Source organism: Yoonia sp. (assembly GCF_046498525.1).
Classification (GTDB): Bacteria; Pseudomonadota; Alphaproteobacteria; order Rhodobacterales; family Rhodobacteraceae; genus Yoonia.
The window spans coordinates 1-8,343 of record NZ_JAWOAN010000059.1; the positions used below are offsets into that span (position 1 = coordinate 1).

Genomic DNA, 8,343 nt, shown 5'->3' on the forward strand with positions numbered 1-8,343 from the left:
ATGTCGCCGGACATCAGCACGACATCAGCGCTTTCGATCGCCACATCCGTTCCGGTGCCGATCGCGATTCCCACATCAGCGGCAGCCAATGCAGGGGCGTCGTTGATCCCATCGCCGACAAATGCGATCTTTTCGCCTGCTGCGGTAAGGTCGTGCAGGGCTGTGACTTTGCCGTCCGGCAGCACCTCTGCCACGACAGTGTCGATGCCAAGCTGGCTTGCAATCGCATTGGCGGTTTTTTCGTTGTCCCCTGTGATCAATGCAACCCGCAAACCCATTTCATGCAGGGTTTTGATCGCAGCAGGTGTTTCCGGCTTGATCGGGTCGGAAATCCCGATCAGTCCAGCAAGCTGGCCGTCAATCGCCGCATAGAAAGGCGTCTGTCCTTCCGCAGCGATCTGCCCGGCCTTGGCCGCAAACGCATCTATCTTGATACCCTCGCGTCGCATGAGCCGGTCTGCGCCAACAAGAACACGGCACCCCGCGGCGGTCCCGCTGACGCCGAAACCGGCTTCGGCGCTGAAGCCTTCCGCATCCACCAAAGGATAGCCCCGCGCTTGCGCCATCCGCACGATGGCTTCTGCAATCGGATGTTCCGACAAAGCCTCGACACTTGCCAAAAGCCCGAGCACCTCTGCTTCGTCTGAACCGTCCACCAGTGACACGGTGGTCACTTCCGGCCGCCCCTTGGTCAGCGTGCCTGTCTTGTCGAATGCCACGATTGTGGCAGAGCGCAAAGCTTGCAGCGCATCACCCTTGCGAAACAAGACCCCAAGGTCCGCAGCGCGACCGGTGCCCACCATGATCGACGTCGGTGTGGCCAAACCCATCGCACAGGGGCAGGCGACGATCAGGACCGACACTCCTGCCACCAAAGCAAAGCTCAGCGCAGGATCAGGGCCGAAGACCAGCCATGCCGCGACGGTCAGGACCGCAAGGACAAGCACGACGGGCACGAACCAAAGCGTGATCTTGTTGACAAGATTCTGAATCGGCAGCTTTGCCCCCTGCGCGTCTTCCACCATGCGGATGATCTGCGCGAGCATGGTATCTGCGCCGACATGTGTGACGCGGAATGTGAATGCGCCAGTGCCATTGACAGTGCCGCCGGTGACGACATCCCCGCCCGTTTTTTCCACCGGCAGCGGTTCGCCCGTGATCATGCTTTCATCGACGTACGAACTGCCATCAACCAGCACACCATCAAGGGCGATTTTTTCTCCGGGGCGAACGCGCAGGATATCGCCGACGACGATATCTTCAATCGGCACTTCTACCGCCTTACCGTCACGCATCACGCTTGCGGTCTGTGGCTGTAGACCGACCAGCCTGCGAATCGCCTCACCGGTCCTGCCTTTGGCCCGCGCCTCGAGAAACCGCCCCAAAAGGATCAAGGTAACAATGACGGCGGCGGCCTCGAAATAGACGGCCCGCGTTCCGGCGGGCAGCAACGCGGGAAAGAACGTGGCTATCGTTGAAAAAGCCCACGCCGCGCCGGTACCGATCGCGACAAGCGCGTTCATATCGGGGGCGCCCTTGAATAAAGCAGGCAGGCCTTGCATGAAAAAAGAACGCCCTGGCCAAGCCAATACAAGGGTCACGACGATGAACTGGAAAACCCAACTGGTCTGCATCCCGATATACTGGTGAACCAGTTCATGGACGCCCGGTACGAAATGGCTGCCCATTTCCAATACAAAGACAGGTGCAGTCAGCACCGCTGCGATTGTCAGTTGGCGGCGCAACGCAACGGCATGGGCATCCTTGCGATCCGACTTGGCATCTTCGGCCTTGCGCAATCGCGCGGGGTAACCCGCATCGGTCGCGACTTTGGCTATATCCTGTGGCGATGTCGTGCCCGCCAGATATTTCACCATCGCCGTCTCTGCCGCCAGATTGACAGAGACCTCGGTAACAGACGGAATGGCCTGCAACGACTTTTCGACGCGGCCAACACAGGACCCGCAGTTCATACCCTCGATGTCCAAAGTTATCTGATCGACAGCTGCGGGATAGCCCGCGGCTGCAAGCGCATCGATAAGCGCGGCAGGTGTTGCAGGGCTTGCGAACGTCACCGTTGCCGTTTCGGAGGCAAGGTTAACGGCTACATCCGAGACGCCTTCGACATCCCGCAAAGCCTTTTCAGCCCGCGCGACGCAAGATCCGCAGGAAAGTTTGGTGATTTGAAGTGTAAGAGACGTCTTTTTCATTTGCGTGCCACCTTTTTACACGCAACACATAGTCCTTCCACTCACTGGAAGGTCAAGGGCTGATCACATTATTCCTTGGCGCGCGCGTCAGCGATATAGCCCTGCAAATCTGACAACGGCACAGCGCCCGGCACCAACGCGTCGCCAATGACGAAGGCCGGTGTGCCCGTAAATCCAAGGCTCTGGGCAAGTTGCAGCGAATTGGCGATGTGATCATTCACCTCCTCACCTTGCATATCGGCAACCAGCCGATCCATATCCAGACCCACTGACCGGGCCAATACAAGAACCGAGGCTTCTTCGGCCCGTCCGCGCATTTCCATCAGACCCCAATGCATTTCTTCGTATTTGTCCTGCGCACGGGCGGCCAATGCAGCACGTGCTGCAAAAACGGACCCTTCGCCAAGAATTGGCCACTCGCGGTACACCACGCGGACGTCCTCATCAGCCTCCAAGAGCGCCTTCACATCGCCAGCGGCGCGTTTGCAGTACGGGCAATTGTAGTCGAAGAATTCGACAACAACCGTGCTACCTTCGGCATTGCCGACAAATGGGGCATTGGGATCGTTTTCGAGGAAATCGCGCTGCCGCAACAAGACCTCGGCCTGCGCTGCCGCCTGCGCCTCATTGCGTTGCCCCTCAAGGATCGCGATGGCTTCCATGATGATCTGCGGGTTCTCAAGGATTGCCTCGAGCGCGAGCTCCTTGATTTCATCCTCTGACAAGGTCTGCGCTGTGGCCCCGAAGGGAAGCAGGGAAATCAGGGCTGCGGCCAGCAATTTGCGCATATCTTGTCCAATCGGTCATACAGAAGTTTTTGTTCGCGCGTATTGAAACACCTTGGGCGGTTGATGACCACTCACATCTGCAAAATATCCGCGACCCAAGGACGCGGATATGGCGAATGGGTAAAGTCAGGGGATGTAATTAACCCCCGCCGCTTGCCCCATGCCCGCGCTTTGGATTAGGTGCAGCTTATGGAAAAACACCTTGCATACAAGAAGTCATACAGGTCCCTCCTAACGATAGGCTTCAGAGGCGTGGCGATCTTTGTCATGGTCATTTGTGTGGTTCCATATCTGGGTGTGATGGCGGCGGCAGTTTCCGGTTCCCTGGAAACTCTCGGTCACCTCGCAGAGACAGTTCTGACCCGATATACGGTGACGACACTGATCCTCGTCACACTTGTGATGGCCGGCAGCGCCGTGATCGGTGCCGGTGCCGCATGGCTGGTCACGATGACCGAATTCCCCGGACGACGCTGGATGGAGATCGCTCTGGCATTGCCGCTGGCCTTCCCGGCCTATGTCTTGGCCTACGGCTATACCCATGTGCTTGATCACCCCGGCATCGTGCAAACAATGTTGCGTGACCTGACAGGTTGGGGCCCGCGCGATTACTGGTTCCCGGAGATCAGATCGCTGGGCGGTGCGGCGTTGATGCTGACGCTGGTGCTTTACCCGTATGTCTATCTGCTCGCGCGGGCGGCCTTTGCAGCCCAAGGCGCCAGCACATTTCTGGCCGCACGCGTGTTGGGGCGTTCGCCATTCACGGCTTTCATGCATGTCTCGCTTCCCATGGCGCGGCCTGCCATTGCATCTGGCGTCATGCTGGTCGCAATGGAAACGATCGCTGATTTCGGCACGGTGGCCTATTTTGGCGTGCAAACCTTTGCGGTGGGCATCTACACAAGCTGGTTCACGCTGGCCGACCGTGCAGCAGCGGCGCAACTGGCGCTGGGGCTTCTGAGCTTCGCGCTCTTGTTGGTGATGCTGGAACGATACAGCCGCGGCAACGCGAAATACACGAGCGGACGGCGGAATGCGCCGCTGCAAAGGCTCAGGCTGAGCAAAGGGCAAAAGACAGGAGCGATGATCTTTTGCCTGACACCCGTTCTGCTGGGCGTTGTTTTGCCAGTTGTTGCGCTCAGCGTCATGGCAATGGGGTCAGAGCAAGACCTGATGAGCCCCCGATATCTTGGTTTCATTCGTAACTCATTGACGCTGGCCGGTATCGCCGCCGTCCTGACGGTTTTGGCCGCCCTGATCCTTGGCACGTTGCACAGGGTCAGCACCAGCCGTCTGACCGGCACATCGCTCTATCTCGCGCGAATAGGCTATGCTGTTCCGGGGGGTGTGATCGCGGTGGGCCTTCTGGTGCCCTTTGCAGCCTTCGACAACGCGCTTGATGCATGGATGCGGGCGACCTTTGACATCTCGACCGGGCTTTTGTTCACCGGGTCCATCTGGCTGCTGATTTCGGCCTATCTGATCCGCTTTCTGGCTGCTGCGATCGGCGCTTATGAAGGTGGCATCGCATCAGTCGCACCGAACATGGACGCCGCGGCGCGGACCTTGGGGCAGGACATGCCCGGTCTGGTCAGACGCGTTCACATCCCGTTGCTGCGCACCAGCCTGCTGACTGCGGGGCTGATCGTCTTTGTCGACGTGATGAAGGAACTGCCTGCGACCTTGATCATGCGGCCCTTCAACTATGACACACTGGCGGTGCAAGCCTATCGCTTGGCGTCGGATGAACGGTTGGAGGGCGCGGCTGTACCCAGCCTTGTCATTGCCGCGATCGGGCTGATCCCTGTCATCCTGCTGTGTCGGCGGATCGGGACGGGACGCGCCTGACAGACATGAAAAAGGGGCGCCATAAAGATGGCGCCCCTTACATTCGCTTTTTTCCGGTCTGACTTATTCCCAGCCAACCTGATTGAAGATCCGCTGCGCGGTTGGCAGATTTTCGGCAACATCCGTCAGGTTGACGGCGTCGGGGCGGAACATACCCATTGCTGCAACGGACGGGGCAAGGCCCACACCGGCGACTGCGGGATATTCATCATTGCCAGCGCTGAAGTATTGCTGCGCCTGATCAGACGTCAGATATTCCAGAAACAGGATTGCGTTTTCACGGTTAGGGGCATGTGCCGTAACACCACCACCCGACAGGTTCATATGTGTGCCTTCGGCACTCTGTGCTGGAAATATCCAACCGATGTTTTCGCGGTCTTCGGCAGACAAACCGTCTACATCCCTGCGGATTGCGCGGGCAAAATAATAGGTGTTTGACACAGCGATATCACATTCACCCGACACAATGCCGCGCAACTGATCTGTGTCACCACCCTGCGGATCGCGCGCAAAGTTGTTGACGACCCCTTGTGCCCATGCGGTGGCGGCTTCTTCACCGTGATTTTCAATGATCGAGGCCAGCAGGGTCTGGTTATAGGTGTTTGTCGATGACCGGATACATACCTGACCTTCATAAGTCGGGTCGGCCAGATCGAGATAGGTCAGTGGCGGGTTGTCCACCTCCGCTTTGTCATAATAGATGATCCTTGCGCGCTGGCTGAAGCCATACCACTGATTATCCGCATCCTGCAGATTTTCAGGAACACGCGCCTCGAGCATATCACTATCGACCGATTGCAGCACACCGGCGTTCTTGGCACGGACCAACCGCGAAGTATCGACCGTCAAGAGAACGTCAGCAGGCGAGTTCATGCCCTCCGCCTCCAGCCGCGCAATCAGTTCGTCCGCGTTCGCTTCGATGCGATTGATCGTGATGCCCGTCAAGTCGGTGAAGTCGGAGTACAGACGTTCATCGGTATCGTAATGGCGCGACGAATAAAGATTCAGTTCACCTGCATGGCTTTCGGCATAAGCGGCCGTGGCAAGCGAGGAGACGGCAGTCATGAGGATAAGTGAATTTCTAAGTGGTTTGCGCATAGCATATTCCTTGCAAAGGTTAAGACGATATGCAGAACCTGACAAAAAAGATCGGATTATGCAATATATCCTGATACTTTTTGTCGGATTATTTTTAGACCGTTGATTAAATTAATAAAAATGTCAGTTTCCCTTCCAGACAGGATCACGCTTTTCTGCAAAAGCCAGCGCACCTTCTCGCTGGTCTTCCGAATTATAGAGTGTCTCAACCGTGGCAAACTGGCTTTTGGTGATGCGGTTCATGGCGTCCTGAAATTTCATGTCCTCTGCTTCGCGCACAACCTCTTTCAAGGCGGCATAGACCAGCGGTGGGCCCGATGCGATCAAAGCCGCCATCGTGCGCGCCTCTTCCATCAACTGATCCGCCGGAACGACCCGATTGACCAGCCCCCAGCGCGAGGCCTCTTCTGCATTCAACCAGCGCCCAGTCAAGAGCATCTCCATGGCGATATGATAAGGAATACGCTTTGGCAGTTTCACCGATGCCGCATCCGCCACGGTACCAGAGCGGATTTCCGGCAAGGCAAATGTCGCATGCTCCGCTGCCAGCAAAATGTCACCCGACAGCGCCAGTTCAAGCCCACCGCCACAGCAAATCCCGTTGATCGCCATAATCACCGGTTTGTTCATGCGCGGCAGTTCCTGAAGGCCACCAAAACCACCAACCCCGTAATCGCCATCAACGGCATCGCCTTCAGCCGCAGCCTTGAGGTCCCAACCGGGGCAAAAGAACTTTGCACCTGCACCTGTCACAATAGCAACGCGCAGGTCGGGATCATCTCGGAAACCTGCGAACACATCTCCCATGATACGGCTTGTCGCCAGATCAATTGCATTGGCCTTGGGCCGGTCCAGCGTGACCTCAAGAATATGGCCGTTACGGGTGGTTTTGATCGGTCCGTCAGTCATAGCGTTCTCCTGTGGTGATTAGGGCATCCGCTGCAATGACCCGCGCAGGGCCACACATCAGCGGATTGATTTCGATCTCGAAAGGCTTGTGTGCAATGACATAGGATTGCACCGCAAGCACCGCGTCAATGATGGCGTCTTTATTGACAGGCGTACCACCCCGATAGCCGTCGAGCACCGGAGCAATGCGCAGACACGCCAGCGCATCAAGAATGTCCTCCCGTTGCACGGGCAGGATCATGCTGGCGCTATCCTGCATGATTTCGGTCAATGTTCCGCCAGCGGCGATGGTCAGGACATAACCGTGGGCACGGTCCAGAACCACGCCAATCAGAAGCTCGACAGTCGCATCGGTGATCATTTCTTCAACCAGAAAGCAATCCGCAGGCATAACATGGGCCGCAGCCTGTAACGCTGCATTATTGGTCAGACCAACAACCACCGCACCCGCTTCGGTCTTATGCGCGACACCTTCACCCTTAAGCACGACAGGATACCCGACCGTGTTGGCCGCAGCGCCCAGATCGGCTTTGTCAGTCACTCTTTGCGATTGCGGCACACGCAATCCAAACTGCTGCAAAACCGTCTTTGCCTCTGCCTCTGTCAGGATTGTAGAAGGCGATACGACTGGCGGCAGAAACACTTCGGGGTCTGCGACCTTGCCAACGCACGCGGCAACCTCGATCGCCTCAACCGCTTCGGCCATACCGCAAAGCGGCAGGATACCTTGCGCGACAAGCCGCAGCGCGACCTGCTCTGGCATGTTTTCCACCAGCGAACCGAGCACGGCAATCGGTTTTCCGGTCTCTAGCTGGGCCCTGTCTACTGCGCTCAGAACCAAATCCCAATCCGGCGATGTGCACCGGTCGGACCTTGGAAAGTCGAGGATCACAACGCCCAGCGCGACCGCAGGCGACATCATTGCAGCAAAAGTCGCGGCCATCGCGTCTTCGTTACCCCATATGAAGGTATGATAATCCAGCGGGTTGGACAGGGTCACGATGGGTCCCAGCGTGTCGCGCAGAGCGGCCTTTTGGTTTTTAGTCAACGGCGGAAAACTGATCTGGCTCCCATGCGCCGTATCGGCCATCAGACTCGCTTCACCGCCAGAGCACGACATTGACGCGATGTTCGGTGCCTTCAACGGACCGACGACATGCAACAACTTCAGTGTCTCCAGAAACGCTGAAAGCGTCGTCACGCGCCCGATCCCCAACCGCTTGAACAACGCTGTTGCCCCCGCATCACTGCCCGCAATCGACGCAGTATGCGAGATCGCCGCCTGCTGTGCCTGCACTGACAGGCCCGTCTTCAGCACCACAATGGGCTTGCCCAGTTCACGTGCTGTCTGTGCCAGCGCGACAAGTGCTTCAAGATCATCTATGCCCTCAAGGTAAAGGCCCAGTGCTGTTACCTTGGGATTGGCCAAAAGCGTCCTGCCGATCTCGGACATACCTGTCTGCGCTTGGTTTCCGACCGTGACGACATAA

General features: G+C 57.5%; 6 protein-coding genes. 1 reads left to right on the forward strand and 5 read right to left on the reverse strand.

Annotated elements, in window-relative coordinates; all coding sequences use genetic code 11:
• Together R6T97_RS03810 and R6T97_RS03815 are read right to left on the reverse strand one after the other, a co-directional pair.
• Positions 1-2,210 (reverse strand): heavy metal translocating P-type ATPase (locus R6T97_RS03810; RefSeq protein WP_410347973.1); only part of this gene is annotated, 2,210 nt, incomplete at its 3' end.
• Between the two features lie 68 nt (positions 2,211-2,278).
• Positions 2,279-2,998 carry a DsbA family protein gene (locus R6T97_RS03815; RefSeq protein ID WP_410347974.1) on the reverse strand — a complete coding sequence of 240 codons (720 nt, stop codon included), beginning with the start codon at positions 2,996-2,998 and terminating at the stop codon, positions 2,279-2,281.
• 267 nt (positions 2,999-3,265) lie between these two features.
• Between R6T97_RS03815 and R6T97_RS03820 the strand changes: the two genes are divergently transcribed.
• A complete protein-coding gene (locus R6T97_RS03820) occupies positions 3,266-4,846 on the forward strand; it encodes an ABC transporter permease (protein WP_410347977.1) in 1,581 nt (526 codons plus the stop codon).
• Positions 4,847-4,909: 63 nt separating this feature from the next.
• On the opposite strand, the gene R6T97_RS03825 is transcribed toward R6T97_RS03820, so the two are convergent.
• The 3 genes from R6T97_RS03825 to R6T97_RS03835 form a co-directional block, all read right to left on the reverse strand.
• Positions 4,910-5,911, reverse strand: a complete 1,002-nt coding sequence (locus R6T97_RS03825) for a Fe(3+) ABC transporter substrate-binding protein (RefSeq protein ID WP_410347978.1) — start codon at positions 5,909-5,911, stop codon at positions 4,910-4,912.
• A 156-nt stretch (positions 5,912-6,067) separates the two neighbouring features.
• Positions 6,068-6,853: a carnitinyl-CoA dehydratase gene (locus R6T97_RS03830; RefSeq protein ID WP_410347975.1), complete on the reverse strand. Its 786-nt coding sequence runs from the start codon at positions 6,851-6,853 to the stop codon at positions 6,068-6,070.
• The coding region (locus R6T97_RS03835) for an acetate--CoA ligase family protein (protein WP_410347976.1) at positions 6,846-8,343 on the reverse strand (1,498 nt) is incomplete at its 5' end. The genes R6T97_RS03835 and R6T97_RS03830, both read right to left, overlap by 8 nt.

What these genes read in the sequence shown, in the direction of transcription:
- R6T97_RS03820 (WP_410347977.1), top strand. Translation starts at nt 3,266, where the DNA reads ATGGTCATTTGTGTGGTTCCATATCTGGGTGTGATGGCGGCGGCAGTT.
- R6T97_RS03830 (WP_410347975.1), bottom strand. Translation starts at nt 6,853, where the DNA reads ATGACTGACGGACCGATCAAAACCACCCGTAACGGCCATATTCTTGAG.
- R6T97_RS03825 (WP_410347978.1), bottom strand. Translation starts at nt 5,911, where the DNA reads ATGACTGCCGTCTCCTCGCTTGCCACGGCCGCTTATGCCGAAAGCCAT.
- R6T97_RS03815 (WP_410347974.1), bottom strand. Translation starts at nt 2,998, where the DNA reads ATGCGCAAATTGCTGGCCGCAGCCCTGATTTCCCTGCTTCCCTTCGGG.